The following is a 23,568-nucleotide window of genomic DNA, read 5'->3' on the forward strand; positions in this document are numbered from 1 at the left end:
TTGATTAACGTCAGTTAATGACTTTTTAGGACACCTGTCATGAAAGGGCACAAAGTGCGACAACAGCGCGATTTTCGTATTTTTACAACAAAAACAGGATGCAAAAGACAAAAACACAACCAAACGCGAAAAAGTGACGAAAGCGGCGCTACAAGCGGCTTGGCGGCATCTTGTCGCAGCTACCGGAACGCTACCTTTTATTTTTATAAACAATTTTTACGTTGGCATCTGTAAAGCTACAGAGGTGACGTGAAGGTAAGCTTAGGATTAGCGCTCATTCTTTGGTCGAGAATGTTACCGTCACGACCTTGTGCAGGAGGCATTGCGAGGAAGGGGCATGATGCCTGAATGTGTGAGTTATTCCCCCCTGTTTCGGCAGGGGGATTTTTTTTGCCTGGAATCACGCGACATGGATTGGTATCTGGCGCATTTTCATAAACTCGCTAGGGGCTGTTTGCATTTCACTTGGAATGCTGTCGCTACGCGGTTTTACATTCCTCTCCTCCCCGGATTCCCTTGAAAAAGTATTCGCCTTTTTCAAGGGAATCCCGTTCCTCCCCGCTTCGCAGGGACGGAAAATTCAAATTGCAAATATGCTCTAGTCAACAGTATTTCCTTGTTTCGTCAATCGGGGGAAATACGGTTGTCTGGGTGTGGCGTGCACGGGTGAGGTGCTATTTCTAGAGCGGGTAGTGGAAATGCAGGGTTTGTTTGAGGTCGGGGTGCAAGCTTTGTGCGACCGGGCAGGCGTGTGCGGTGGCCTCAATTATGCGGCGGGTTTTGTCGTCGTAGGTGTCCTGAAAGTGGATGTTCAGGACGATTTCGCCGATGCGGCGCGGTTCGGTTTTCATGTGTTTTTCGGCGGTGATGCGCGGTTCACGGTAGGCGATGCCGAGGTTTTCTGCTTTTTTCGCCATCATGGTGAGGATGCAGGCGGCGAGTGCGGTCGCGACGAGATCGGTCGGCGAGAAACTTTCGCCTTTGCCGCCGTTATCCAGCGGGGCGTCGGTGTTCAGGGTAGCGCCGCTTGCCGGGTGTTCGGCGTGGCAGTGTAGTTCGCCTTGGTAGGTAATGGTCATTTGGGTCATGGTTGTCTCCGGTTGGGGAAGGGGGTTAGCGGCAGTTTTGCGGCAGGAGGCGCGGCGGGATGATTGTCTGGCATTGCCATTGTTTGTTGGTGCGGTCGTAGTGCAGGGTCAGGGTGGCGCCGTTGTAACGCTCGGTGTTTTGCAGGGTGATGCGGATGTCGCCGCTGTTTTCGACGCGGATGTTTTTGTCCGGGCTGGGGTAGTTTTTTGTGTTGATTTTTTTGCCTTTGTCGAGGGCGTCGGCAAGGTCTTGTTGTAACGGGCGCGCGGGGGCGAGGTTCTGCGCGATGCGGGCACGGATGGTGTAGTCCTGGTAGGCCGGCAGGGCAATGGCGGAGAGGATGCCGATGCTCGCGATGGTCGCGGTGCCGTTGGCAAGGTTCAAGAGGTCGTCAATGCCGTTTTGTAGGTCCAGGGTCAGGGTCGGGTTTTTGCCGTCGCCGCGCAGGCGCAGGGCAACGGCGCCGCTCGCCGGCAGTTGGCTGGCGTCAGGCAGTGCCATGATGTCGAGCGGGCTTTGCGCGAGGTCGGCGTAGGCTTGCAGGCGCTTCAGACCGTTGTAGTAGCTGTCGCGGCCGAGGTGGCGCTGGTTTTGGATGTAGGCGTAGGCGCTGTCGGCAAGGTCGATGTGTTCGGCGGCAAGCCAGCGGGCGACGGTCGGCGCATCGGCGGCGAGGTTTTTGCGCGCGAGCAGCGGCTGCGGCAGGTCGCTGATGAGGAGGTAGTCGCCTTCGGCGCGCAGGTAGTAGTGGTTTTGTAGTTGGCGCATCAGGCTGGTGAGGGCGGCGTTCTGCGGGTTTTGTTGTGCGGCCTGGGCGGCGCTTTGTGCGGTGAGGCTGGTGAAGGCGAGGTGTTCGATGCCTTCTTTGAGGGTTTCGCGTTGGCTCAGGATGCCGCGGCCTTGCAGTTTGTTCAGCAGGGCTTCCAGCGCGGGTTTGGCGCTTTGCGGCAGGACGAGGTAGCCGCCGTTGTCGTCGGCGAGGTAGTAAAGGGTGCCGAGGGCGGCGAGGTCGTCGGCGCTGATGCCGAGGGTTTGTTGCAGGACTTGTTTGAGTTTGCCGCCGCTTTGTGCGATGCCTTCGATTTGTGCGTCGTTGGGCAGGGTGAGGGCGGCGAGCGCGCTGATGTCGCCGTGGTAGGGCAGCTCGAGGGTGGCGCCGCGGGCGGTCGGCAGGTTGAGCGGGGCGTCGTCCGCTTGGACGAGGCTGATTTGTAGGTGCGGGCGCTCGTCGCTCACGCTCCAGGCGAGGGCGAGTTGGCGGCTGTGGTCAAGGCCGAGGCGCGTCAGGACGGGCTGCCAGTCGCGGGTTTTTAGCTGGATGAGCGGGTTTTGCGGGTCGAGCCAGAGGTAGAGACCGTCGGCTTTGGGATCGAGGCGGCTTTGTAGTGCGGTGAAGGGCGCGTCGCCGCCGTCTTCGCTGAGGTATTTGAGGCTGTCCGCCGGGTTTTTGACGAGGCCGGTGCTGAGGAGCAGGCGCTGGTTGGCGGCGTCGTAGCGGTAGGCGATGGGGGGCTCGCCGCGCTGTTCGATGCGGTCGGCGCCGACTTGCCACGGCGCGGGGAAGGTTTGCGCCAGGGTTTGTTGGAGTGCCTGGTCATCGGCGAATTGGGCGGTGGCGGCGATGAGCAGGTTGAGTTCGTTTTTGTCTTGCAGCAGGGCGATTTCCAGTGGGGCATCGAGGTGCTGTTGCAGGTTTTGTAGGGGCGCACGCGCTTCTTCGGGCAGCAGGGTGAGCAGGCGCTGGATGAGGGCGCGGCGCACGGCGGCGGTTTGTTCGCGGTAGGCGTCGCTCTGGTAGATGGCGCTTGCGGCGAGTTTGTGGTTTTCGAGGAACCAGGCGTTGGGTAGGCGCAGGTAGGCGGCAGTTTGTGGCGGCAGGTTTTGGTGCAGCCAGCTTTGCGGGGCGGCGTGGGCAGTGCCGAGGGCGAGGGTCAGGGCGGCGGCGAGGTGGCGCAGTTTCATGGGGTGTCCTTTTTTGTTGTGGGAAAAAACGGGCGACCGTTTTGGGGTCGCCCGCTTGGGGTTGGGTGGTTTTAGAACAGTTCCGGCGCGGAGACGATGTTGAGTTTGTCGTCCAGGTCGAAGATGAGCGGCGTGCCGGTCGGCAGGTTCAGCTCCAGGATTTGTTCGTCGGAGATGTTGAGCAGGTATTTGATGAGCGCGCGCAGGCTGTTGCCGTGGGCGGAGATGAGGACGTTTTTGCCTTGGCGCAGCTCCGGCGCGATGTTGCTGTCCCAGTAGGGCAGGACGCGCGCGATGGTGTCTTTCAGGCTTTCGCCGACCGGCATTTCGTCCGCCGGGACTTCGCGGTAGCGGCGGTCGTTCGCCGGGTAGTGTTCGCTGGTTTTGTCGATGGCGGGCGGCGGCACGTCAAAGCTGCGGCGCCAGATGTGGACTTGGTCGTCGCCGTATTTGGCGGCGGTTTCGGCTTTGTTCAGTCCTTGCAGGCCGCCGTAGTGGCGTTCGTTCAGGCGCCAGCTTTTGTATTCGGGTATCCACAGTTGGTCGCAGTGTTCGAGCAAGAGATGCAGGGTTTTGATGGCGCGTTTTTGGTAGGAGGTAAAGGCGACGTCAAAGAGGATGCCTTTTTCTTTCAGCAGTTTGCCGCCGGCGATAGCTTCTTCCACGCCTTGCGCGGTCAGATCGACATCGACCCAGCCGGTGAAGCGGTTGGAGAGGTTCCATTCGCTTTGGCCGTGGCGGGACAGGACGAGTTTCATGGTGTGCTCCTTTGTGGTGAGGGGAAGGTAACGATTCGTTAGTATTGTATTCCATACGCGCGGGCAGCGCTATAAGATGGCGCTTTTCCTGTGGAGGTTCTGGCGATGAAAGGTGATTTTTTGTTTTTGGATATTGATGGCTGTCTGTCGCGCGGCAAGTATGCGCCGTTTGATGTGGCGGCGTTGCAGGCGCTCGCGGCGCTGGCGCAAAACGCGGAAACGGAGGTGGTGCTGTGTACGGGGCGCTCGCTTTCGTATGTGGAGGCGATTGCGCAGTTCGTCCGTTTTGGTCGCTATGCGGTGACTGATCAGGGCGCGCTGCTCTACGATTATTTGGAGGATGAGGTGGTGTTCGCCCCGCAACTCACGCCGCCGGTGCGCGAGCGCATCGCAGCGCTGGCGCAATATTTGGCGGCGCATGGCGATCAGTTCGCGGTGCGCTGGAAGATGAGCCACGGCAAGGAGGCTTGTGTGTCGCTGGTGGCCGAGAAGGGCAAGCGTGCGGAAGATGTGCGCGCGGTAGTGGAGGCGCATTTGCAGACGGACGGCTTTGATCTGCATTGTTCTGGCCGCGCGCTGGACATCATCCCGCACGGTGTCAGCAAGTGGACGGGCGCGCAGTTTTTTCTCGAACACTACGGTAAACAGGCGACGCGCCTTGCCGCCATCGGTGACTCACCCGGCGATTTGCCGATTTTGACGCAGGTGGATTTTGCCGCCTGTCCGGCCAATGCGGCGGATTCTGTAAAAGCGGTGTGTGATTTTGTCAGCGATGCGGATGAGGTCTATGGCGTGACGGATATTTTTCAGCGGTTTTTCGCTTGAGTGACGCATAAAAAAAGGATGCCATCGGGCATCCTTTTTTTTATGCGGTCGTCGTGCTTCACGGTTTGCAGGCGAAGGCGACCGGTTTGCCGTTGTGGTCAAAGGAGAGCACTTCGGCTTTGGCGAGGTTGTTGCCGTCGGTTTTGACGAGGTGCAACATGCCCGCATCCGAGCTGAAGATCATGTTTTTGCCTTCGCTCGCGCCTTCATCCAGCGGCATGCGTACGGATTTTTTGCCTTGGCGCACGACGGCGGTCGGGCTCGGCGTGTCAATGTCGAGGTATTCCACGCGCAGTTTTTTGCCGTTCTGGCATTGGTAGTTGCGCGTTTTGCCTTTGCCGCTTTTGGCAACGGGAGCCGGGGCGGCGTCAGCCTCTGCCATGCTTTCCGCCGGAGCGGGGTTCGCTTTTACCGGCAGGCGGCGCGGTGCGGGCGCGTTATCCGCCGCCATTTCTTCTGCCGGTGCAGGATTAGCTTTCACCGGCAGACGGCGCGGCGCAGGTGCGGTTTCCGGCGCGGCTTTAACGGGTACGGCTGCCGCTACCGGAAGGGTGGCTGCCGTGGCTGCGGACTTTTTTACCGGCATCGGCTCGCCTCCTGCGGGCGTCATCGGGGCAGGTGCCGGAGCGGGCATGGGGCGCGCTTGTACCGGCACGGGGGCGGGGCGCGGGGAAACCGGTACCGGCGCGGCGACAGGGTAAGCGGGCGCTGGAACAGGCATCGGTTGTGAAGCGCCACCGGCGCCGCCATCCAGGTAGATGGTCACGTTGTAGGGGCGGGCTTTTTTGCTGTGCGCGGCGTTTTTGTGGTTCTGCACGATGCGCACTTCGTAGTCGCCGCTGTAGGGCAGGGTGTGTACCGCGCCGAACCGCATGCCCATTTCCGGGTTGAACAGCGCGAATTCCATCGCGAAGTTTTTGCTGTTCGGCACCATGCGGATGGATTGTCCGGCGACGCCGCTGAAGTGGTAAGCGGCAATGCCGAGACCGCGAATCGCGCCGGAGATGTGCGCCTGGCCGTTATTGAAATTGAGCGGGCGAACATTGATGCGGCTGCGCGCAGCGGCGGCATTCGGCGGCATGACCGGTGTTCCGGGCGGTACGACAGTGAGTTGTCCCTGATTGCGAATCGCGGGAACGGTTTGGTTGCCACCCACGCGATAGGTTTCGGTGTAGGTGGTGCGTTGGGCAATGGCCTGCGTTGCCGCGATGGCCAGCAGTAAGGCTAGGGTTTTCTTCATTTGCTAAACACTCCTGTGCGAATTACAAGATTGCGGTAATGTAACATACTTGTTCATCTTTTGTCGGCTAAAAATGACTTTTTTGCCATGTTTTGCGTAATGCTTTTATTTAACAGCGCATTATTTAGCAAATGTGCACGAGCGGTTATGATGCGCGCTTTGCAAAGATTGGGGATTTTATGATGAATGCAGTGGAAAGCGGTGCGGCGGCGGTATCACGTCTGTTGCAGTTGATTGCGCCGGAGCCGGAGCGGCTGGACGAAGATGCCGTGCTGGAGGCGGTGCAGGAAGCCTACGATCACGATTTGCCGCTGATGTGGGCGGTCTATCACCTCGGCAAACACGAAGCGGTGTTTGCGGCGGAGTGGGCGGATGTGTTCACACTGGTTGAGCAGTTGCGCGCGGTGGCGGCGAACTGGCAGGCGGATTTGCTTTTTGGCGTGCAGGAGGCAGAAGACGAGGCGCTGATTTTTGACTGCGAGCCGCAGACGTTACTACGCGCGGCAGCACAAGAGCTGCGCGGTTATGGTCTCGCGTTATGGCGTTGGCAGGGCGACAATCCGGAGCTGTGTCTGGGCTTTATCTGTCGCGAGGAGGACACGGATTTGTTGCAGGCATGTGCGGCGGCGCTGGCTGCGCGGCTGCGGGATGTGGCCGAGGAAGATTGGCCGGATGATGGTTTTGTGGATTCGTAGGGAAGCCGCGGATGGCAAAAAGAAACCGCCGCAACGGGCTTAAAATTCCAGTGTCCAGTCCACCAGTTTGACGACCAGCGGGCGCACGCAAAGCAGGCTGAAAAAGGCGATCGGCCAAGCAATCACATAGGCGCGCAGGGTGCGTGCGAACCAGCCGCTATCAATACCGGTATTGAGCGCAACCAGCACCGCGCTCATGATGAAAGCCATCATCATCGTCGCGTAGAACGTGAAAACCAGGCTGGCGTATTTTTTCGGGATTTTTCGCATGGTGGGCTCGTGGATAACAGAGAGGGCGCGCAGTGTAGCGCCCGCAGCACGTCGGGAAAAGCGCTGAAATCGGCGGGCGCGGTGCGTTTTTGCACGGTCGCGGGGGCGTTGCATGGAAGACCAACGGGCCCCGTTACACCGTATGAGGTTTTCGGGGGATGGCTATATTCAGGCGGGCGCGTCGTTGTCTTCCAATAGGTGCGCGCCGCGTTCGGCGGGGTGCAGTGCGTCCCAAAGCAGGGCAGGGCAGGGCGCAAGCAGGGCGGGGATGGCCTGCGGGTCGGGGTGGTAAGCGAGGATGATGCCGCCGCCGTCGCCACGGTGCGCGCCGGCGCCGCTGATTTTGGCCGCGCCGCCTGCGGTTTCGATGTCGCGGATGAGCGCCGCCGCGGGTGCGGGGACGACGCCGATGTGTGTGAGCAGGCGGTGGTTTTCGCGCAGTGCCGGACGCGGGTCGGCGCCGGTGGTGAGCGCGGTTTGCAGCGCGGTGGTGGTCGCGGCGAATTGTTGCCAGAGGCTGTGGTCGTGGCCGTGCTGTTTGCGGACGTGGGCGACGCTTTCGCCGGTGCTGACTGCGGGGATGCCGGAGAGTATCCAGTACCAGCCGTCGCCGAGGGTGGCGGCAAGCGGCGCCGGATTGCCGTCTTGCAGGGTTTGCAGGCCGCCGTAAACGGTGGCGGCGGCGTCAATGGCGCTGCCTTTGCCGTGTTGCAGGCGTTCGCAGAAGCGCACGCGCTCGAAGCGCTGCTGGTCGCTCATCGGTCGGCCGATGAGGTTTTCGTAGAGGACGAGGGTGGCGGCGATGGCGGCAGCGGAGGAGCCCATGCCTGCGCCCAGCGGCAGCTCGCTCTGGCTGCTGAGACGCCCCGGCACAGGCAAGTGACGGTTTTCGCTGAATCCGGGCAGTGGCAGGTGCTGGAAGAGGGTGGCGAGGCTGTAGATGACGAGGTCGTCCGGGCGGTGCAGGATGTTCTGCACGGCGCGCTCGCCACGGCTGTATTGCTCGAAGCGCTGGTCGAGTTTTTCTTTGAGGCGCTGGAGCGCGGCGGTGCGGTAGTGTTTGCCCGCAGAGATGCCGGTGAGCGCGGTGCGGATGGTGCGGCTGCGGTGTAGCGGCGCAAAGCCGACGGTGGTGTAGCGGCGGATGGCGCAGACGATGGCGGGAGCGCCATAGACGACGGCGTGTTCGCCGCTCAGGATGATTTTGCCGGGGGCGCGGGCGCGTTTCATGGAGTAGTGTGGCGGTCAGTCTGGCGTGTATTCGCTGAGTTCGCCATCTTTCAGCCGATAGAGATGCGCGGAGACGGCGTAGGGTGCGGCAGCAAACAGGTCTTGCGCGATTTCTTGCAGGATGCGGATGGCATCCGGATCGTTGGCATCGCAGTAGATGAGGGCATCGCGCGCCGGAACGGCAGTGATGATGCCGTGCGGGAAGTCTGAGGTGTCGATGATTTGCGGCAGGATGAGGAGGAGCGCGGCGTCAAGAAAGCCATCGAGTACGAGGCGGTGGATGCCGCCGTCGTAGGCTTCTGCTTCGATGCGGCTCATCGCGTATTGGCGCAGGTTAGCGATGGCCTTGTCGTGCAGTGCCGCCTCGTCGGCGATGCCGAGTTCGCCCAGCTCGCTGCGGTGCATGTCGCGGAAGGCGTTGCCGGTGTCCAGCATATAGACGAGATGGATGTCGCCGGCGAGTGGCTGGTTCAGGATTTCGTCGGGGTCGGCACCGCCCTCGCGTCGCATCGCTTTCGCCGCTTCCAGCCAGGCATCGTTCTTGATGTTGGGGAATATTTGGCTGGCATTTGGCGCGGCGGCGCTCTCTGCCATCTGGTCGAGGACGTCCAGGCGGGCGTCTATGAGGGCGTCCAGCGCGTCTGGAGCGTTTTGGTATTCCTGCCAGACAGAATCGAGGTAGGCGGTGTATGCGTTATCATCTGCGTGACCGAAGGCAATAGCACTGTGGGCAAGGTCCTCGCCCCAGTGGATTTCCACGCGGTAGCCGCGTTCGCGCGCGCGGTTGGCGAAGTGTTCGGTGAAGGTGCGCCAGTCGAGCAGGGCGGGCTTTTTGCGGAAGAGTTTGCTAAGGAAATTCATGGGTGGTTTCGTTAGTAGATAGTGATCAGAATGCCATTGTTGTTTTTCGCTGCCTCGTTATAGAACGTTCTTAAATCCTCAAAATACAGAGAGATAGATTTGATGGTATCTTCTTTCAAACTTTCATCATCCCAAATTTTTGGATATATGTTTTTCTTTTCAAATTTTTCCATACTAAAATCTTTCAAGTAACTATCAATGATGATGGCGTTTATTTTTTCCACAATTTTTTTACCGTATTAGCTGTAGTACAGGCAGCGTAAAATTCTGAACCAATAATAGTTTCTCCAACAATAAACTCACCGAAATAATGCCCTTCTTTTGGAACGGTAGCCGGTTCTCCGGTAAGCAGGAAATGAAGTGCGTCCCAATAAAAACTTATACTGACATAGCTATTTTTTTTATCATTTACGAGTACTTGTATGATCTCAGATGTTTCTTCGCTTTCCAGCAGGTTTTTGATTTGTGATTCTGTTATGGCGGTATAGCCGGCGTACATACCCATATTTTTCCTCTCATGAAGGTTTTGCGGGAAAGAAATTTATATCTTGCCTGTGTTTCTTACGCGCAAGGCGTGTCGTAGCGGCGGCGGTGGTTTTCCAGCGCGGCAAGGCGGTACGGCGCCGGGTTGTGTTGCGGCAGGATGAGGTCTGTCGTGCCGTCCGGGGCGTGCCACCACTCGCGGTAGGTGGTGTAATCCACGGCTTGGCGCGCGGCGAGCAGGGCGCGGTGCGCGTCGCGGCGGCGGTGTTCGCGGTAGTCGGGGTGGATGGTGGCGGCGAGGTATTCGCCGGTGCAGCCGGAGCCGTAGCTGAAGAGGCCGAGGGTTTTGCCGCCGAGGTCGTCGCGGTTATCGAGCATCGCGGCGAGGCTGGCGTAAAGGCTCGCGGTGTAGCTGTTGCCGGTTTCGCGGCTGTAGGTGAGGCCGGCGGCGAGGGTGTCGTCTTGGGCGGTCGCGCCGTTGATGCGGGCGAGGTGGGCGTGCGCTTTGATGCCCATTTTGTTGAACGGCAGGTGGTAGCAGTAGGCGGCGTGTTCTTCGTAGGCGCGGCCGCCGTTCGCGCGGTAGTCCTGCCAGGCGTGTTCGAGTGCCTTGAGGTAGGCAAGTGTCGAGTATTTGCCGTCCACCAGCGGGGTTTTGCGGTGGTTGGGGCGCCAGAAGTCGTAGATGTCTTCGCTGTAGAGGCCGCTTTCCGGCGCGATGGTGGCGAGGCGCGGGTTGGCGCTGATGAGCATGGCGACGGCAGCCGCGCCCTGGGTGGGTTCGGCGGCGCTGTCGAGGTCGTATTTGGCGATGTCGGCGGCGAGGATGAGGACTTTGCGCGCGGGATGGCGGGCGATGTGCGCGCAGGCGAGTTGTAGCGCGGCGGTGGCGCTGTAGCAGGCTTGTTTGAGTTCGATGGTGCGGCTGTTGGCGGGGAGTTGCAGCAGGCGGTGCACGCTGACGGCGGCGGATTTGGCCTGGTCGATGCTGGTTTCGGTGGCAAAGAGGACGGTGTCGATGCCGCCCGTGCCGCCGTCTTGCAGGATGGGGGCGGCGGCGTTGGCGGCCATGCTGATGATGTCTTCGTCCGGCGGGGCGACGGCCATGCGCTCCTGGCCGATGCCGAGGCGGTATTTGCCGGGGTCAATTTGGTGGTGGGCGGCGAGTTCTGCGAGTTCGAGGTAGTAGTGCGGGGTGTAGAAGCTGAGTTGGTCGATGCCGATGTTCATTGGGTGGCTCTTAGGGTAGGAGTAGGGCGTGGTTGTCGCGCAGGGCGGTGTTGTCGCGGCAGCCGAGGAGGTAGAGGGCGGTGCGGTATTCACGCTCAAGGCGCTTGATGGCGGCGATGACGGCGGCGGCGCTGTCTTGCGCGGCGGCGAGGAAGGGCGCGGCGATGCCGCAGAGTTCGGCGCCGAGCAGTACGGCTTTGGCCATGTCGATGCCGTTTCTGATGCCGCCGCTGGCGATGAGGGTAATGTCCGGGTGCGCGGCGCGGTTGAGACGCAATGCTTCGGCGGTGGTCAGTCCCCAGTCTTGGTAGGTGAGGCCGAGGGTGTCGGCGGGGTCGCGGCGGCGGTGGTGTTCGATGCGGCTCCACGAGGTGCCGCCACGGCCGGCGAGGTCAAAGTAGCGCACGCCCGCGCCTTTGCCGAGAGTAATGTCAGCCGGCGAGAGGCCGCTGCCGACTTCTTTTAAGAGCACGGGCACGGGCAATGCGCGCACGACGGCGGCGATTTTGGTGGCGAGTCCGGCGAAGTTGGTGTCGCCTTCGGGCTGCACCGCTTCTTGCAGCGGGTTCAGATGCAGGTAGAGGCCGTCGGCAGCGAGGGTTTCCACGGCGCGCTGGCAGTGTTCGGCGGTAAAGCCGTAGTTGAGCTGGACGGCACCGAGGTTGGCAAGGAGAACGGTGTTTGGCGCGGCATCGCGCAGGCGGAAACTCGCCGCAGCGGCGGGTGTGGTGAACTGCACCCGTTGCGAGCCGACGGCGAGGGCGACGCCGCAGTGTTCGGCGGCTTGCGCGAGGTTGTGGTTGATGCGGCGGATTTCCGGGTCATCACCGCCGGTCATCGAGGAGATGAGCAGCGGCAGGCGTAGGGTTTTGCCGAGAAATTCGCAGCGGGTATCGACTTCGTCCAGGGCGAGCTCCGGCAGGGCGCGGTGCGTCAAGCGGATGGCGGCAAAGCCGCTGTCGCCGCGCTCTATCGCCGGGTCTTGCGCGATGGCGTCCAAGTGTTCGCGTTTGCGGCGCGCGGTGTCGCTCATGCGCGGCGTTCCAGCGCGAGGTGGGCGCGCATCAGTTCGCCCGGGTTGGTTTGCGCGGCAAGCAGCGAGAGTTCGCCGCAGAGGACGGTGGCGGCGCAGATGGCGGCGAGGCGGCGCGCGTTTTCTCCGGCGGGACGTGCTTCGCGGCAGCCGAGCGCTTGCAGGTGTGCTTCAACGGTGGCGAGCGTCGCGCCTTTGCCGTTGCCGACGGTGCCGACGATGAGGTTAGGCAGGGTGCAGGAGAAGTAGAGGTCGCCGTCGCGCGTCTCGGCGTGGACGATGCCCTGTGAGCCTTCGATGATGTTGGCGGCGTCCTGGCCGGTGGCGAGGTAGAAGGCGAGGAGGATGTTGGCGAAGTGGGCGTTGGCGCTGCGCACACTGCCGGCGAGGATGCCGCCGAGGTGGTTTTTGCGCGAGTTCAGCGCGACGATTTGTTCGGGTGTGGTGCGCAAAAAGCGCTCGCAGATACGGCGCGGGATGGTGATTTCGGCGATGACGTTTTTGCCGCGCCCCAAGATACCATTGACCGCGCTCGCTTTTTTGTCGGTGCAGTAGTTGGCGGAGATGGAGCCGTAGGCCAGTTGCGGGTATTCGGCGAGCAACCAGGTCAGCGCGGCGTCGGCGGCTTTGGTTACCATGTTGTGGCCGGAGGCGTCGCCGGTACTGCATTCGAGGCGCAGATACAGCAGGTTGCCGACGATTTCGGCGTGCAGGGCAAGCAGGCGGGCAAAACGGCTGGTTTGTGCGATAACGGCGGCGAGTTCTGCCTCGCGCGTGCGGATGGCTTGCAGTGCCGCAAAAGCCGTTGCGGCGTCGCTGGCGACTAACAGGACGGAACGCGCCATGCGCTCGTCGATGATGGTGCAACGCACGCCGCCGCTGTGTTCGGCGACTTTCGCGCCGCGTGCGGTTGAGGGCCACAGCGGTGATTCGTAAGTGGCAAGCGGTACGCGGACGGTGTCGTTGATGGCGTTGCCGTGGATGGTGAGCGGCCCAATCCATTGGGTCGGGATGGGGGTGGTGTGGGTTTCTGTGCGAGCCATTGCCGTGATGCGCGTTTTTTAGGGTGAAAGGGCGTTGAAAGCGCGCGGATTATAGCATGCAGGCGGCTTCACATTGTGAAACGGCGGTGGCTACGCAGGCATAAAAAAATCGCCGCAAATGCGGCGATTAGTATGGTGGCGGAGAGACAGGGATTCGAACCCTGGGAGGGCGTTAACCCCCGTCGGTTTTCAAGACCGGTGCATTAAACCACTCTGCCATCTCTCCGAATAGGGCGCGCATCATAATGACTCATCCGGATTTTGTCCAGCGTTTTGACGCGGGAAACACATTTCCCGAAAAATAGGCGCAAAAAAGCCGGTCGAAACCGGCTTGGTGCGAAAGCGGGGTGCAATCAGCGTTTAGAGAACTGCGTTGCACGACGGGCTTTGTGCAGACCGACTTTTTTCCGCTCGACTTCACGTGCATCACGGGTCAGGAAGCCTGCCTTGCGCAGCGGTGCGCGCAGTTCTTCGTTGTAAGCACGCAGGGCGCGGGCGATACCGTGGCGGATGGCACCGGCTTGTCCGGTAGTGCCGCCACCGCTGACGGTAATGTAGAAGTCAAAATTTTCTTTCATATCGACAACTTCAAGCGGTTGACGAACAACCATACGAGCGGTCTCACGGCCAAAGTATTCGTCCAACGGCTTTTGGTTGACGATGATATTGCCGCTGCCGCGACGCAGGAAGACGCGCGCTGATGAGGTCTTGCGGCGGCCAGTAGCGTAGTATTGTTCTGACATGGCTAGTCCTTAGATTTCCAGGGCAACCGGCTGTTGCGCGCTGTGTTGGTGCTCGCTGCCGGCGTAGATTTTCAGTTTTTTCAGCATGGCGCGTCCCAACGGACCACGCGGTAACATGCCTTTTACGGCGATTTCAAGCACTTTGCCAGGATTTCTGGCTTGCATTTCATCGAATGTAGCGCTTTTCAGGTTGCCGATATAACCGGTATGGCGGTAGTAAACCTTGTCGTTACGTTTTTTGCCGGTAACGCTAAGTTTTGCTGCGTTGACAACAATAATGTAGTCTCCGGTGTCAATGTTAGGGGTATATTCAGGTTTATGCTTGCCGCGCAGACGCAGGGCGATCTCACTGGCCAGACGTCCCAGAGTTTTATCTGTAGCGTCAACCAGATACCAATGACGCTCCAGCGTGTCAGGCTTGGCAGTAAATGTCTTGGACATGGAAATGTTCTCCGAACACGAAAATTGAAGGGCGCGAATGATACCTAAACATTTGCATCGGCGCAACTTTGTTGATGCGCCGTCTTTGTTGATGCGCCGAGTAATATTTGAGTACTTATAAATTGTTTTTATTCAAAATGTTGACAGTAAGGTGGTGTTACGCCGTTTTGTAGGATGAAAGACATGCATAAATCTGGATGTGGATGGCAACGACGGTAACGAGCGGGTTACGTCCGATCTTTATGTAACAGCTGCCGTAAAGCGACAGCTGTTCTTTTAGTGTCAGCGCGACGCTGGCTGTAGAAATGGATAAGAGACTGCAAGAGTTGCCTTGTTTCGGGATTTTGCCAATCGGGATCGTGATGAAGGAGTCGCTCAAGGTTTTGGCCGTTATAGCCGCGGGAATCAGGCCGTAAAATAGCAATATCATCATTAAAATCAAGTCGATAAAATTCTGCGTAATGTGCTACTTCGGGCAGTAATCCTAAGTGTGTGAGCAGGGTGTATTCAAATTGGCGCAATGCTAGCGCGTCCACTCTTTGCAAGGCAAGCAGATATTGGTGAAACACGGTGGGTGCCGGGTCATCAGGGGGCAATAGCCCTAACAAGATCTCGTTCAGGTAGTGTGCGTGTAGTAGTCGCGCGGGGCGGGGAGTAAAGTCGTATTGAACTTCGGCCTGCCATAGACTGGCGAGTTCGCCCTTGCGTTGTCCTGAAATTTGGAGTAAGAGAAAAGGAGCGTAGTTGCTTGTTTTTCGGTGCGTTTTTTTTTGCTGGATACGTGCGCTAGCACGAAAAAGTCCAAAGTTAAGGCTAAATATATCAATAAGATAGTTGTTCTCTTTGTATGGCTTGCGGTGCAGTGCGAAGGCAGGTTCCTGTTCGAGCGGTATCATTTGAGCGAAAGATGGTCTATAATTGCAATTTGTTTAGAAAAGGCAAGGATTACCTGTGCTATTGATGATTGATAATTACGATTCGTTTACTTATAACTTGGTGCAGTACTTCGCTGAACTGGGTCAGGATGTGGCTGTCTATCGTAATGATGAAATCAGTGTTGAGCAAGTGCGCGTCCTCTCGCCAGAGTACATCGTCATCGGTCCAGGCCCTTGTTCGCCAGTGGAAGCAGAAGGGGCGAACGCCATTATTCGCACATTTGCCGGGAAAATCCCAATGTTGGGCGTTTGCTTGGGGCATCAATGTATGGGGCACGTCTTCGGTGGAAAAGTATTACGTGCGCCTACTGTCATGCATGGCAAGACGGCTTCTGTTTTTCATACAGATGAAGGGATGTTTCATGGATTATCAAATCCACTTCAGGTGGTACGTTATCATTCGTTGACCGTTTCGCCCCAGCATTTGCCACAGGGATTTGTTATGACCGCATGGACACAAGATGATTCGCAGCCAGTTGTGATGGGGATGCGGAATTCTTCTTTGATGATGGAAGGCGTGCAGTTCCATCCAGAATCGTTTTTAACAGAGTGCGGCCATCAGATGTTAGGTAATTTTATCAAAGCGTTCGCAAGTGACAGGAAGGTTATTGCATGAGTGATTATGATCCTTTAATCAGCTATATGGTACAGCACAAAATATGCACACCCGAGCAAATTAGGGAAGTGCAAATTAGTGCGCAGAAAAAACGGGGCAGTTTTTTACAACAATTACTGAGTGATGGTTTGATAGACGGTTCACGACTATCGCAAATTAATCGAGAAGTTTACAACTTGCCACAAGTTATGTTGCGCGAATTGGATGTTAGACGTGAATTAACTGCGCAATTCCCGGAAACCGTTGTGCGAAAACACATGGCGCTTCCTATCTATGCTAATGGTGGACGACTATTTATTGCGACGTTTGATCCTTCAAACCGTATTATGCTGGAGGAGTTTAAATATCAAGGTAAATTTACTTCTGTTGAACCAATTATAGCGGATATAGGTGTAATAGAAGCACTTATAGAGGATCACTACGCTGGTGTAGGCGGGATGGAGAGTGTTTTTGAGGATGAAAATCAAGAACAAGATCTGGATGCCATCAGTGAGGCGCTAGGTAATATTGGTGCAAATGAAGAAGAAGCGCCTGTTGTTCGTTTTGTTTCGGGCATGCTAATGGATGCTATTCGTACTGGGGCTTCGGATTTGCACTTTGAGCCTTATGAAAATACTTATCGGGTGCGATTCCGCCGAGACGGTGTCTTGCAAGAAGTTGCAGCACCTCCTCCCAGTATTGCAAACCGTATTACTGCACGCTTAAAAGTTATGGCAAATTTGGATATTGCAGAGAAGCGTGTTCCTCAGGATGGGCGTATTAAACTTCAGGTTTCTGAAACAAAAGCTATCGATTTCCGGGTTAGCTCATTGCCAACGTTATGGGGAGAAAAAATCGTACTACGTATTCTCGATAGTTCAGCAGCTAAACTAAATATCGATGTTCTTGGCTTTGAACCAGATCAGAAGCAGCATTATCTCGATGCTATTAGTAAACCCCAAGGTCTAGTATTGGTTACCGGCCCTACTGGCTCAGGTAAAACCGTTTCTCTGTATACCGGGCTATCTATTCTGAATAAACCAACTGTTAATATTTCTACTGCTGAAGATCCTGTGGAAATAAACTTACCCGGTATTAACCAGGTTAACGTAAATACCAAGACAGGATTGGATTTTGCAGCCGCGCTAAAAGCCTTTTTGCGTCAGGATCCTGATATCATCATGGTTGGGGAGATTCGTGATATCACGACAGGTGAAATTGCCGTAAAAGCGGCGCAAACGGGGCACTTGGTTTTATCTACATTGCACACTAACGATGTACCACAAACGATTGCACGTTTGGTGAATATCGGGATTCCCTCCTATAACATTGCTGCTAGTGTAAATTTAATCATGGCACAGCGATTGACGCGCCGCTTGTGTAGCCACTGCAAAACGCGTGACCGAAAACATAGTCATGATGAGTTGATCGCCTTAGGCTTTGCCGAAGATGAGATTGATGATCTACGGATTTATGCTCCTAAAGGGTGTGAACGTTGCAGTTATCAAGGATATCGTGGTCGCGCGGGTATTTACCAAGTTGTGCCGATCTCTGAATCGTTGTCAGAAATGATTTTGCATAATGCAGCGGCAGCAGATATTGCTGAACAATGCCAAAAAGAAGGCTATTGGGATTTACGTCAATCTGCATTGAATAAAGTACGTCAAGGTCTGACCAGTATTGAAGAGATCTTGCGTGTAACAACTGATTAACTTCAAGGAGTAATCTTATGGAAACCAAAAAAGAGCTAAAAACCTATCAGTGGAAAGGTAAAAACAAACTGGGGAAAGAAATTTCAGGTGAAAATGATGCTAAAAATGATGCGGTGTTAAAAGCATTCTTAGCAAAGCAGGGCTTAGTTAATGTTACGGTTAAAGAGAAACCAAAGCCACTGTTTGAGTCTAAAGGTAGGATTAAAAGTAAAGATATTTTATTCTTTACTCGGCAGATGGCAACAATGTTACGCGCAGGGATGCCAGTGCTAAGAGCATTAGATCTGGTTGGCGAAAGTATTGAAAAACCATTGGCAATGCGTGAGATGGTTTTTGATCTCTATGAACGTATTCAAAATGGTGCGACATTAGCAGAAGCAATGCGGGCCCACCCATTGCAATTTGATGATCTTTATACTAGTTTGATCGCAGCAGGTGAAGATGCGGGTATGCTGGAATCTACGATGGATAATATTGCTTTGAACTTGGAAAAAGGTGAAGCAACAAAGAAAAAGGTAAAGAAAGCTTTAACCTATCCTGCTATTGTTATGGTTTTTGCTATTATTGTAACTGCTATTTTATTAATTAATGTTGTTCCTGTTTTTGCACAATTCTTTCTTTCGAATGGTGGTGAACTTCCATGGTTGACACAGTTTGTGGTAGATATTTCAAATTTTATGGTGCAAAAAGGGATGTATTTTTTTATTGCATTTGTTTTCTTAGGATACGTATTCTTTTATGTCAAGAGACGCAATAAAAATGTCCAAGAGAAAACTAATATTGTGATGTTTAAAACGCCTATTATAGGTGGAATATTAAAATGCGGTGCCAATGCACGTTTTGCACGCACGATGTCAACTTTATTTAACGCAGGTGTTCCTTTAATGCGAGGATTACAGGCGACGGCCCCTGCCACAGGTAGCGTTCTTTATGAACGTGCGGTGTATGAGATTCGCGACGATGTGCAAAATGGTCAACAAATGAGCTTTGCCATGAAAAATACGGGACTATTCCCTACTATTGCCGTGCAAATGACGGCGATAGGTGAAGAATCCGGTAACTTGGGAGAAATGCTGGGTCGTGTAGCCACTTATTACGAAGAAGAATTGGATTGGAGGATTGATAATCTGACTGCTATGATTGAACCTGCTATCATGGCATTCTTAGCCGTAGTAGTGGGCGGTTTAATCATTGCAATGTATCTGCCAATCTTCGACTTGGGGAAATTGTTCTAATGTCTTTTTTATTGAATACAGAAATTTTCCAAACGCCAATCGGTATTTTACTGGTTGGCGTTATTGGTTTAATGGTAGGCAGTTTTCTTAACGTCGTCATTTATCGCTTGCCGATTATGATGGGACGTGCTGAAAAAATTTATGCTTGGGAAGTTTTACATACGGATAAGGAAGGAGCAGGAGAAAATCCTTTTGAACCGACGGAGCACTTTAATTTAATGGTACCTGGTTCTCGTTGTCCACATTGCGGCACAGAAATTCGTTTTTGGCAGAATATTCCCGTAGTGAGTTATTTATTGCAACGTGGGCGCTGTGTAGGATGCGGTACTAAGATTACGATTCGCTACCTTCTGGTAGAAGTATTGTGCGCGGTATTAAGCATCTTGGTAGTGCTGAAATACCCAGACCCGTGGCAATTGGCTTTTGCGTTGCTGCTGACCTGGGGGTTGTTGGCCTTGATTTTTATTGATGCCGAACAACAGATATTGCCCGATGTAATTACTTTGCCACTGATGTGGTTAGGGATCGTTGCGGCCTGCGTTCAGGGCGGGCTTTTCATCGGTTTGCGCGAGAGTGTCATCGGTGCAATGGTCGGTTATTTGTCCTTGTGGTCTGTCTATTGGCTGTTCCGTTTGGTGACAGGGAAAGAAGGCATGGGTTATGGTGATTTCAAGCTCTTGGCATTGCTTTGTGCGTGGCAAGGGATTGTGATGTTGCCGTTTATTTTGTTCTTTTCTGCATTGACCGGAATTGTTTTTGCGCTGATCAACCGTATTGGTTATGGCGTTCCTATGGCTTTCGGCCCTTATTTGGCGATAGCAGGATGGCTGACGTTTATGTATGGTGGAGAGATCGCCGCAATAACTGGCCTTTCTTTGTAAGATGATTATTGGTTTGACGGGCGGCATAGCCAGTGGCAAGTCTTTGTGCAGCGACTGGTTTGCCGCCCGTGCTATTGCGGTGGTTGATGCGGATGTAGTCGCACGTACGGTGGTGCATACGGGCTCGCCAGTATTGGGGGAAATTGCTACTGCTTTTGGCGAAGATGTTTTGCAGGCAGATGGCAGTTTGAATCGTGCGCTGTTGCGTGCGCGTGCTTTTGTCGATGAGGAGTCCAGAGCGCGTTTGAACGCGATTATGCAGCCGCGTATTCGTGAGCGGTTATTGCAGGAATTGGATGGTGCGGTGCAGCAGCCTTATTGTATTTTGAGTGTACCGCTACTTTTGGAAAACGGTTTGGATAGGCTGTGTGATGCGGTTTTAGCGGTGGATGTTTCTGTGCAAACGCAATTGTCGCGTGGGAGCCGACGCGATCGGCAGCAGCGGGATGCGATCGCCGCCATTATTGCGGCACAGATTCCACGCGCAGAACGTTTGCGGCGTTCTCATTTTATTGTCGATAATGAAGGTAGTTCGGCGCAAACTTATTTGCAGTTGGCGCTTTTGCATCAGCGTTTTTTAGCTTGGAATGGCATCGTGGCTCCGATGAGGGCGCATTCCATATAGAAACGGAGCGCCGCAGCGCCCCGCTTCCATAAATACGAGACACGGGTATCAAGCAAAAATAGTTTCCCATTCACTGCGCTTATCGAGCAGCCTTTGCGCCAGCGCTTTGGCCCCTTCCAGACTGTGGCTTGCCGCCCAGCCACATTGCACCTCATTGCAGGCGGGGACTTCCGTCGCATTCAGCACATCTTTCAGCGTGTCTTCAATCAAATTCAGCGCCGTTTGATAATCCGGCTCATTGAGCAGTGATACATAAAAACCGGTCTGGCAGCCCATCGGCGAGATATCGACCACATGCGCATTATGATTGCGTGACAATTCCGCCATTAAATGCTCCAATGAGTGCAGGGCGGGCATTTCCATATGCTCTTTATTCGGCTGGCAAATGCGTAAATCATATTTGAAAATCACATCGCCGTTTTCTCCCTGTTTCTTGTCAGCAAGGCGTAGATAAGGGGCTTTGACTTTGGTGTGATCAAGATTGAAACTCTCAACATTCATGCGTTTTTCCATAAGAACTCCGTAAAGAAAAAAATATTGCCGCTTTGGCACGAACCAAAACAGGCGCTATTGTGCCACAGAAGCGCCCATTCTGCGCCCGCCCCTGATGGCATGCAGGTAACCCACGCTATATAATGCGCGCCCATTTTTCATATTGAACCGATACTTATGCGACACGTCGAACTCCTTGCCCCCGCCGGCTCCATGAAAACCATGCGCTATGCCTTCGCTTACGGCGCGGATGCCGTTTACGCGGGCTCGGCGCGCTATTCCCTGCGCATGCGCGGCAACGAATTCACCGACGACAACCTGAAAGACGGCATCAGCGAGGCGCACGCGCTGGGCAAACAGTTCTACCTCACTGTCAATACCCAGCCGCACAACTACAAGCTCGATACCGCCCTGCGCGACCTCGCGCCCGCCATTGCCGCCGGCCCGGACGCGCTCATCATGTCCGACCCTGGCTTGATTATGGTCGTCAAAGAGGCCTATCCCGAGCTGCCGATTCACCTTTCCGTGCAGGCGAACACCGTCAACTGGGCGACGGTCAAATTCTGGCAACGCAACGGCATCAGTCGCGTCATCCTCTCGCGTGAGCTCTCGCTCAAAGAAATCGAAGAAATCCGCCAACGCTGCCCCGACATGGAGTTGGAAGTCTTCGTCCATGGCGCGCTGTGCATGGCCTACTCCGGCCGCTGCCTGCTCTCCGGCTATTTCAACAACCGCGACCCCAACCAAGGCACCTGCACCAACGCCTGCCGCTGGAAATACAAAACCCACGGCAGCACCGAAGAGGAAGAAGGCGAATTCATCCCCACCCCCGACCTCATCTTCAGCCCGGACGCGCTCACCGGCATCACCGACGTGCGCGAACGCCACCCGCTTGCCGATGGCGTCTACTACCTCGAAGAAGAAAACCGCCCCGGCGAATACATGGAAATCACCGAAGACGAACACGGTACCTACATCATGAACAGCCGCGACCTGCGCGCCATCGAACACGTCGGCGAGCTGGTGCGCATCGGTGTGGACTGCCTGAAAATCGAGGGGCGCACCAAATCCTTCTACTACGCGGCGCGCACCGCGCAGCTCTACCGCCAGGCGATTGACGACGCCTATGCCGGGCGCGACTTTAACCCGCAGCTCAACAGCAAACTGGAAGGCCTTGCCAACCGTGGCTACACCGACGGCTTCTTCGTCCGCCGGCAAATTAAGGCACAGCAAAACTACAATACCGGCAGCTCCAACGCCGCCACCCAACAATTCGTCGGCGAAGTCATCGCCTACGACGCCGCGACCGGGCTTGCCACCATTGAAGCAAAAAACCACTTCAAAAGCGGCGACAGCATCGAAATCATCCAGCCGGGCGGCAACCGCGAAATCATCCTCGGCGCGCTCTACGACGTGAAAACGGGCGAAACCGTGCCTGCGGCCAAAGGCAGCGGCTGGCAGGTAAAAACAGCGCTTGGCATTGCCGATGGCTACACCGTGCTGGCGAAAAATCTCTGACCCATCCATCGTCCGCAAAAAAAGCCGCTGCATCATCAGCGGCTTTTCCGTTACGGCTACAAGCCCCGTGGCAGCCCCGGCGTGAACGGATTTTTGATGCCCACCCCGCGCGACAATAATTTATAACCGCGCCAAAAGCGGGCAAGCCACAGCGCATAAAGCGCCATGCCATAGAAAACGACAAACAGCGTACTCCAGCGCGGCGGCAAAAATACACGGTTGAGCGGGCAGATGACCGGGTCGGCAAACGCGCGCAAGGCGAAAAAGGCGGCGATGCCGAGCGCGACCGCCATCAGCATCCACAGCGTGCTGAACGCCTGAAAACGAAAATGGCTGGCGAGTGTCGCGTCTTGCGTGCGGCGCCATGCGGCAAGCGCCAACACGCTGCCCGCCGGAATGGTCAGCCAGCCGATGAGCGCGCCGACCAAAAACAGGCTGTAAATGTCATGCGCGCGTTTGAGCAGCGGCTGGCGGAAATAATCCGCCGTTTCATAAGTATTCATCTGTCCTCCAATAAAGATGCGAGTAGCGCCTGCGATTGCCTCAGCAAGACCATCTGCCGCGCAATCTCCGCCTGTTGGGCGTGCAATGCGCGGCGCAGTTCGGCGCAGAAATCCTGCGGTTCATCGCGCAAACAGTCGCGCATCAGCGCCAGCGTTTTCAGCGGCAAACCGGCCTGGTTGAGCAGGCGTACTTTGCGCACCAACGCGACATCCGCCGCGTCGTAGAGGCGGTAACCGGCGGCATTGCGCACGGGCGCAAGCAGTCCCAGTTGCTCGTAAAAACGCAGCATGCGCACGCTGGCACCGCTCTCGCGCGCCAAATCGCCGATTTTCAGCGGGGAAGTCATGGCCGACAGCTTCAGTTTTCCAGCTTGCGCAGCAGTTGCTTGAGGCTGTAGTAGCGGTCGGTGTCCCACGCCTGATAACGGTTCAGCCATTGCGCGGCCTGCACCGGGTCGGCATGCGTGCCGCTGCCCGCCTGATACATTTGCGAAAGGCGAAGCGCCGCCACGGCGTGGCCGCCTTCTGCCGCTTGTTTCATGTAGCGGAAGCCTTGTTGCAGATCTTTTGGCAGACCGTAGCGGCCGTTAAGATAGGCCTCGGCGAGGCGGTAGGCAGCTTCGGCATTGCCCGCATTGCTCGCTTTCTGCCACCATGCCAGCGCCTTGGCCTGGTCTTGCGGCACGCCGGAATCGCCGTCGAGGTAAAGCAGGGCGAGCCACTGCATCGCGTCGCTGTCGCCACGCGCGGCGGCGTTTTCCCAGTGGCGTTTGGCCTCTGCGATGTTCTCCTTAATCATCGCCTCATAAGTGCCAAGGATGGATTCGGCGGCGGCTTCATGTTGCGCGGCCGCTTGTTCGAGCCACCGTTGCCCTTGTGCCAGTTCTTCGCTGGCGCTGTGGCGCGACTGGTTGAGATACAGGATGCCGAGCGCGGTCTGCGCCTTGGCGTGGCCTTGTTGCGCGGCTTTTTCGTACCAGCGCATCGCCGCGGGGATGTCGGGGCTGTCGCCGAGGGCGAGATTTTGTGCCTGGCGGAATTGCGCGGCGGCATCGCTGCTTTCTGCCCGGGTGGGGGTATTGCTGTCGGCGGCAAGCGCGGGCGGCAATGCGGTGGCAAGGATCAGGGCGAGGAGGAGGGCGAGGTATTGGCGCATGGTGTTGCTCTGG

Annotated in this window: 26 protein-coding genes, 1 tRNA gene and 1 pseudogene; 9 read left to right on the forward strand and 19 right to left on the reverse strand. The window is 56.2% G+C overall.

Going from position 1 to position 23,568, the window contains the following annotated elements; translation table 11 throughout:
* The first annotated feature begins 39 nt into the window (after positions 1–39).
* The gene (locus EL199_RS05695) at positions 40–234 is read left to right on the forward strand and encodes a hypothetical protein (RefSeq protein WP_004139597.1); all 195 of its coding nucleotides are present in this window, start codon (positions 40–42) and stop codon (positions 232–234) included.
* 446 nt (positions 235–680) lie between these two features.
* Here the strand turns inward: EL199_RS05695 and EL199_RS05700 are convergent, their stop codons facing one another.
* The 3 genes from EL199_RS05700 to gpmA form a co-directional block, all read right to left on the reverse strand.
* Positions 681–1,088 (reverse strand): OsmC family protein, encoded by a 408-nt coding sequence (locus EL199_RS05700; RefSeq protein ID WP_004139598.1) that lies wholly within the window; start codon positions 1,086–1,088, stop codon positions 681–683.
* Between the two features lie 25 nt (positions 1,089–1,113).
* Entirely contained in the window at positions 1,114–3,051 is a 1,938-nt protein-coding gene (locus EL199_RS05705) for a pilin (RefSeq protein ID WP_004139599.1), read from the reverse strand.
* A 71-nt stretch (positions 3,052–3,122) separates the two neighbouring features.
* The gene (gene gpmA, locus EL199_RS05710) at positions 3,123–3,809 is read right to left on the reverse strand and encodes a 2,3-diphosphoglycerate-dependent phosphoglycerate mutase (RefSeq protein WP_004139600.1); all 687 of its coding nucleotides are present in this window, start codon (positions 3,807–3,809) and stop codon (positions 3,123–3,125) included.
* Between the two features lie 90 nt (positions 3,810–3,899).
* On the opposite strand from gpmA, the gene EL199_RS05715 reads away from it, so the two are divergent.
* Complete coding sequence (locus tag EL199_RS05715; protein ID WP_004139601.1) at positions 3,900–4,634, forward strand: HAD family hydrolase; 735 nt, start codon at positions 3,900–3,902, stop codon at positions 4,632–4,634.
* A gap of 58 nt (positions 4,635–4,692) precedes the next feature.
* Here EL199_RS05715 and EL199_RS05720 read toward each other — a convergent pair whose 3' ends face one another.
* The gene (locus EL199_RS05720; protein WP_004139604.1) at positions 4,693–5,874 is read right to left on the reverse strand and encodes a hypothetical protein; all 1,182 of its coding nucleotides are present in this window, start codon (positions 5,872–5,874) and stop codon (positions 4,693–4,695) included.
* A 179-nt stretch (positions 5,875–6,053) separates the two neighbouring features.
* Between EL199_RS05720 and EL199_RS05725 the strand changes: the two genes are divergently transcribed.
* Positions 6,054–6,569: a DUF6630 family protein gene (locus tag EL199_RS05725; RefSeq protein ID WP_232008354.1), complete on the forward strand. Its 516-nt coding sequence runs from the start codon at positions 6,054–6,056 to the stop codon at positions 6,567–6,569.
* A 39-nt stretch (positions 6,570–6,608) separates the two neighbouring features.
* On the opposite strand, the gene EL199_RS05730 is transcribed toward EL199_RS05725, so the two are convergent.
* The 11 genes and pseudogenes from EL199_RS05730 to recO form a co-directional block, all read right to left on the reverse strand.
* The gene (locus EL199_RS05730) at positions 6,609–6,839 is read right to left on the reverse strand and encodes a DUF2798 domain-containing protein (RefSeq protein ID WP_004139608.1); all 231 of its coding nucleotides are present in this window, start codon (positions 6,837–6,839) and stop codon (positions 6,609–6,611) included.
* Between the two features lie 168 nt (positions 6,840–7,007).
* Positions 7,008–8,069, reverse strand: coding sequence for a mevalonate kinase family protein (locus tag EL199_RS05735; protein ID WP_004139610.1), 1,062 nt, complete (start codon positions 8,067–8,069; stop codon positions 7,008–7,010).
* Between the two features lie 15 nt (positions 8,070–8,084).
* Positions 8,085–8,930 carry a DUF1444 family protein gene (locus EL199_RS05740; protein ID WP_004139612.1) on the reverse strand — a complete coding sequence of 282 codons (846 nt, stop codon included), beginning with the start codon at positions 8,928–8,930 and terminating at the stop codon, positions 8,085–8,087.
* Positions 8,931–8,941: 11 nt separating this feature from the next.
* Positions 8,942–9,435 (reverse strand): annotated as a pseudogene (locus tag EL199_RS13655) (YfbM family protein).
* A gap of 56 nt (positions 9,436–9,491) precedes the next feature.
* Positions 9,492–10,643: a hydroxymethylglutaryl-CoA synthase gene (locus tag EL199_RS05755; protein ID WP_004139619.1), complete on the reverse strand. Its 1,152-nt coding sequence runs from the start codon at positions 10,641–10,643 to the stop codon at positions 9,492–9,494.
* Positions 10,644–10,653: 10 nt separating this feature from the next.
* A complete protein-coding gene (gene fni / locus EL199_RS05760; RefSeq protein WP_004139621.1) occupies positions 10,654–11,676 on the reverse strand; it encodes a type 2 isopentenyl-diphosphate Delta-isomerase in 1,023 nt (340 codons plus the stop codon).
* Complete coding sequence (locus tag EL199_RS05765) at positions 11,673–12,719, reverse strand: hydroxymethylglutaryl-CoA reductase (RefSeq protein WP_004139623.1); 1,047 nt, start codon at positions 12,717–12,719, stop codon at positions 11,673–11,675. The genes fni and EL199_RS05765 overlap by 4 nt, the downstream gene beginning before the upstream one ends.
* A gap of 136 nt (positions 12,720–12,855) precedes the next feature.
* Positions 12,856–12,945 (reverse strand) — tRNA-Ser (locus EL199_RS05770).
* Positions 12,946–13,072: 127 nt separating this feature from the next.
* The gene (gene rpsI / locus EL199_RS05775) at positions 13,073–13,462 is read right to left on the reverse strand and encodes a 30S ribosomal protein S9 (RefSeq protein ID WP_004139624.1); all 390 of its coding nucleotides are present in this window, start codon (positions 13,460–13,462) and stop codon (positions 13,073–13,075) included.
* 9 nt (positions 13,463–13,471) lie between these two features.
* The gene (rplM, locus tag EL199_RS05780) at positions 13,472–13,903 is read right to left on the reverse strand and encodes a 50S ribosomal protein L13 (protein ID WP_004139625.1); all 432 of its coding nucleotides are present in this window, start codon (positions 13,901–13,903) and stop codon (positions 13,472–13,474) included.
* 227 nt (positions 13,904–14,130) lie between these two features.
* Positions 14,131–14,799, reverse strand: coding sequence for a DNA repair protein RecO (recO, locus tag EL199_RS05785; RefSeq protein WP_004139626.1), 669 nt, complete (start codon positions 14,797–14,799; stop codon positions 14,131–14,133).
* Positions 14,800–14,863: 64 nt separating this feature from the next.
* Here recO and EL199_RS05790 point away from each other — a divergent pair, with 64 nt between their 5' ends.
* Genes EL199_RS05790 through coaE form a run of 5 tightly spaced genes read left to right on the forward strand, consistent with a single transcriptional unit; the run spans position 14,864 to position 19,886 of the window.
* A complete protein-coding gene (locus tag EL199_RS05790) occupies positions 14,864–15,454 on the forward strand; it encodes an anthranilate synthase component II (protein ID WP_004139634.1) in 591 nt (196 codons plus the stop codon).
* Complete coding sequence (gene pilB, locus EL199_RS05795) at positions 15,451–17,145, forward strand: type IV-A pilus assembly ATPase PilB (protein WP_004139636.1); 1,695 nt, start codon at positions 15,451–15,453, stop codon at positions 17,143–17,145. The genes EL199_RS05790 and pilB overlap by 4 nt, the downstream gene beginning before the upstream one ends.
* 17 nt (positions 17,146–17,162) lie before the next feature.
* Positions 17,163–18,380, forward strand: a complete 1,218-nt coding sequence (locus tag EL199_RS05800; protein WP_004139638.1) for a type II secretion system F family protein — start codon at positions 17,163–17,165, stop codon at positions 18,378–18,380.
* Positions 18,380–19,261 (forward strand): prepilin peptidase, encoded by an 882-nt coding sequence (locus EL199_RS05805; protein WP_050768035.1) that lies wholly within the window; start codon positions 18,380–18,382, stop codon positions 19,259–19,261. The genes EL199_RS05800 and EL199_RS05805 overlap by 1 nt, the downstream gene beginning before the upstream one ends.
* Position 19,262: 1 nt before the next feature.
* Positions 19,263–19,886 (forward strand): dephospho-CoA kinase, encoded by a 624-nt coding sequence (coaE, locus tag EL199_RS05810; RefSeq protein WP_004139640.1) that lies wholly within the window; start codon positions 19,263–19,265, stop codon positions 19,884–19,886.
* A 48-nt stretch (positions 19,887–19,934) separates the two neighbouring features.
* On the opposite strand, the gene EL199_RS05815 is transcribed toward coaE, so the two are convergent.
* Positions 19,935–20,399 carry an S-ribosylhomocysteine lyase gene (locus EL199_RS05815; protein WP_004139641.1) on the reverse strand — a complete coding sequence of 155 codons (465 nt, stop codon included), beginning with the start codon at positions 20,397–20,399 and terminating at the stop codon, positions 19,935–19,937.
* 156 nt (positions 20,400–20,555) lie between these two features.
* Between EL199_RS05815 and trhP the strand changes: the two genes are divergently transcribed.
* Positions 20,556–21,896 (forward strand): prephenate-dependent tRNA uridine(34) hydroxylase TrhP, encoded by a 1,341-nt coding sequence (gene trhP, locus EL199_RS05820; protein ID WP_004139642.1) that lies wholly within the window; start codon positions 20,556–20,558, stop codon positions 21,894–21,896.
* A 56-nt stretch (positions 21,897–21,952) separates the two neighbouring features.
* On the opposite strand, the gene EL199_RS05825 is transcribed toward trhP, so the two are convergent.
* Genes EL199_RS05825 through EL199_RS05835 form a run of 3 tightly spaced genes read right to left on the reverse strand, consistent with a single transcriptional unit; the run spans position 21,953 to position 23,555 of the window.
* Positions 21,953–22,399 (reverse strand): hypothetical protein, encoded by a 447-nt coding sequence (locus EL199_RS05825; protein ID WP_004139653.1) that lies wholly within the window; start codon positions 22,397–22,399, stop codon positions 21,953–21,955.
* On the reverse strand, positions 22,396–22,746 hold the full coding sequence (locus EL199_RS05830; protein ID WP_004139654.1) for a MerR family transcriptional regulator: 351 nt from the start codon (positions 22,744–22,746) through the stop codon (positions 22,396–22,398). Before EL199_RS05830 ends, EL199_RS05825 begins: the two co-directional genes overlap by 4 nt.
* Before the next feature lie 11 nt (positions 22,747–22,757).
* Positions 22,758–23,555 (reverse strand): tetratricopeptide repeat protein, encoded by a 798-nt coding sequence (locus tag EL199_RS05835; RefSeq protein ID WP_004139655.1) that lies wholly within the window; start codon positions 23,553–23,555, stop codon positions 22,758–22,760.
* Between the last annotated feature and the right edge of the window lie 13 nt (positions 23,556–23,568).

Origin of the sequence: Cardiobacterium hominis, from assembly GCF_900637305.1 — a bacterium.
GTDB lineage: Bacteria > Pseudomonadota > Gammaproteobacteria > Cardiobacteriales > Cardiobacteriaceae > Cardiobacterium > Cardiobacterium hominis.

What these genes read in the sequence shown, in the direction of transcription:
- trhP (WP_004139642.1), top strand. Translation starts at nt 20,556, where the DNA reads ATGCGACACGTCGAACTCCTTGCCCCCGCCGGCTCCATGAAAACCATG.
- gpmA (WP_004139600.1), bottom strand. Translation starts at nt 3,809, where the DNA reads ATGAAACTCGTCCTGTCCCGCCACGGCCAAAGCGAATGGAACCTCTCC.
- pilB (WP_004139636.1), top strand. Translation starts at nt 15,451, where the DNA reads ATGAGTGATTATGATCCTTTAATCAGCTATATGGTACAGCACAAAATA.
- EL199_RS05720 (WP_004139604.1), bottom strand. Translation starts at nt 5,874, where the DNA reads ATGAAGAAAACCCTAGCCTTACTGCTGGCCATCGCGGCAACGCAGGCC.
- rpsI (WP_004139624.1), bottom strand. Translation starts at nt 13,462, where the DNA reads ATGTCAGAACAATACTACGCTACTGGCCGCCGCAAGACCTCATCAGCG.
- coaE (WP_004139640.1), top strand. Translation starts at nt 19,263, where the DNA reads ATGATTATTGGTTTGACGGGCGGCATAGCCAGTGGCAAGTCTTTGTGC.
- EL199_RS05825 (WP_004139653.1), bottom strand. Translation starts at nt 22,399, where the DNA reads ATGAATACTTATGAAACGGCGGATTATTTCCGCCAGCCGCTGCTCAAA.
- rplM (WP_004139625.1), bottom strand. Translation starts at nt 13,903, where the DNA reads ATGTCCAAGACATTTACTGCCAAGCCTGACACGCTGGAGCGTCATTGG.
- EL199_RS05765 (WP_004139623.1), bottom strand. Translation starts at nt 12,719, where the DNA reads ATGGCTCGCACAGAAACCCACACCACCCCCATCCCGACCCAATGGATT.
- EL199_RS05700 (WP_004139598.1), bottom strand. Translation starts at nt 1,088, where the DNA reads ATGACCCAAATGACCATTACCTACCAAGGCGAACTACACTGCCACGCC.
- EL199_RS05755 (WP_004139619.1), bottom strand. Translation starts at nt 10,643, where the DNA reads ATGAACATCGGCATCGACCAACTCAGCTTCTACACCCCGCACTACTAC.
- recO (WP_004139626.1), bottom strand. Translation starts at nt 14,799, where the DNA reads ATGATACCGCTCGAACAGGAACCTGCCTTCGCACTGCACCGCAAGCCA.
- EL199_RS05705 (WP_004139599.1), bottom strand. Translation starts at nt 3,051, where the DNA reads ATGAAACTGCGCCACCTCGCCGCCGCCCTGACCCTCGCCCTCGGCACT.
- EL199_RS05730 (WP_004139608.1), bottom strand. Translation starts at nt 6,839, where the DNA reads ATGCGAAAAATCCCGAAAAAATACGCCAGCCTGGTTTTCACGTTCTAC.
- EL199_RS05835 (WP_004139655.1), bottom strand. Translation starts at nt 23,555, where the DNA reads ATGCGCCAATACCTCGCCCTCCTCCTCGCCCTGATCCTTGCCACCGCA.
- fni (WP_004139621.1), bottom strand. Translation starts at nt 11,676, where the DNA reads ATGAGCGACACCGCGCGCCGCAAACGCGAACACTTGGACGCCATCGCG.
- EL199_RS05740 (WP_004139612.1), bottom strand. Translation starts at nt 8,930, where the DNA reads ATGAATTTCCTTAGCAAACTCTTCCGCAAAAAGCCCGCCCTGCTCGAC.
- EL199_RS05805 (WP_050768035.1), top strand. Translation starts at nt 18,380, where the DNA reads ATGTCTTTTTTATTGAATACAGAAATTTTCCAAACGCCAATCGGTATT.
- EL199_RS05695 (WP_004139597.1), top strand. Translation starts at nt 40, where the DNA reads ATGAAAGGGCACAAAGTGCGACAACAGCGCGATTTTCGTATTTTTACA.
- EL199_RS05830 (WP_004139654.1), bottom strand. Translation starts at nt 22,746, where the DNA reads ATGACTTCCCCGCTGAAAATCGGCGATTTGGCGCGCGAGAGCGGTGCC.
- EL199_RS05815 (WP_004139641.1), bottom strand. Translation starts at nt 20,399, where the DNA reads ATGGAAAAACGCATGAATGTTGAGAGTTTCAATCTTGATCACACCAAA.
- EL199_RS05800 (WP_004139638.1), top strand. Translation starts at nt 17,163, where the DNA reads ATGGAAACCAAAAAAGAGCTAAAAACCTATCAGTGGAAAGGTAAAAAC.
- EL199_RS05735 (WP_004139610.1), bottom strand. Translation starts at nt 8,069, where the DNA reads ATGAAACGCGCCCGCGCCCCCGGCAAAATCATCCTGAGCGGCGAACAC.
- EL199_RS05725 (WP_232008354.1), top strand. Translation starts at nt 6,054, where the DNA reads ATGATGAATGCAGTGGAAAGCGGTGCGGCGGCGGTATCACGTCTGTTG.
- EL199_RS05790 (WP_004139634.1), top strand. Translation starts at nt 14,864, where the DNA reads ATGATTGATAATTACGATTCGTTTACTTATAACTTGGTGCAGTACTTC.